Annotated in this window: 1 protein-coding gene and 1 pseudogene; both read right to left on the bottom strand. The window is 68.9% G+C overall.

Annotated elements, in window-relative coordinates; genetic code table 11:
• A pseudogene (locus A9X03_RS01165) lies at nt 1-195 on the bottom strand (hypothetical protein); the annotation flags it as partial.
• Nucleotides 196-209: 14 nt separating this feature from the next.
• The coding region (locus A9X03_RS01160; RefSeq protein ID WP_068259288.1) for a phosphomethylpyrimidine synthase ThiC at nt 210-819 on the bottom strand (610 nt) is incomplete at its 5' end.

Below are 819 nucleotides of genomic sequence, written 5' to 3'. Positions count from 1 at the left end.
CAGCTCGGCTTTCACGAGGTGCCCGACGATGTCGTGGCCGCCCAGATCGAGGCGGTGGTGACCGACATCGGCGTGCACGCCGAGTAGCGCCATGGTGCGCATGTCGGCCTGGATGCCGGCGCCGCCCCCCGAGTCGGACCCGGCGATGGACAGCACGCGCAGCGGCGTGGCGCCCGGGGGTGCCAGCGGCAGCACCGGGAGCGGTTGGATCACTGCTGGCTGATCGGCAGGTACACCCGGTTGCCGTGCTCGGCGAACTCGCGCGACTTCTCGGCCATGCCCTCGTTCATGACCGCCTCGATCGCCTCCTCGCTGTCGAGCCCGTGCTCGGCGGCGTAGGCCCGAACGTCGGCGGTGATCCGCATGGAGCAGAACTTGGGCCCGCACATCGAGCAGAAGTGCGCCGTCTTGGCGGGCTCGGCAGGCAGGGTCTCGTCGTGGAATTCCCGTGCGGTGTCGGGGTCCAACGACAACGCGAACTGGTCGTTCCAGCGGAACTCGAAGCGTGCGGTGCTCAACGCATCGTCGCGCTCCTGGGCCCGCGGATGGCCCTTGGCCAGGTCTGCGGAGTGGGCGGCGATCTTGTAGGCGATCACCCCGTCCTTGACGTCCTTGCGGTCCGGCAGCCCGAGGTGTTCCTTGGGTGTCACGTAGCACAGCATCGCGGTGCCGGCCTGGGCGATGATCGCCGCGCCGATCGCCGACGTGATGTGGTCGTAGGCCGGTGCGATGTCGGTGGCCAGCGGGCCCAGGGTGTAGAACGGGGCCTCCTCGCACAGCTCCTCTTCGAGCCGCACGTTCTCGACGATCTTGTGCATC

Source organism: Mycobacterium sp. E1715 (assembly GCF_001667625.1).
GTDB lineage: Bacteria > Actinomycetota > Actinomycetes > Mycobacteriales > Mycobacteriaceae > Mycobacterium.
This window is presented reverse-complemented; position numbering and strand designations above follow the sequence as displayed.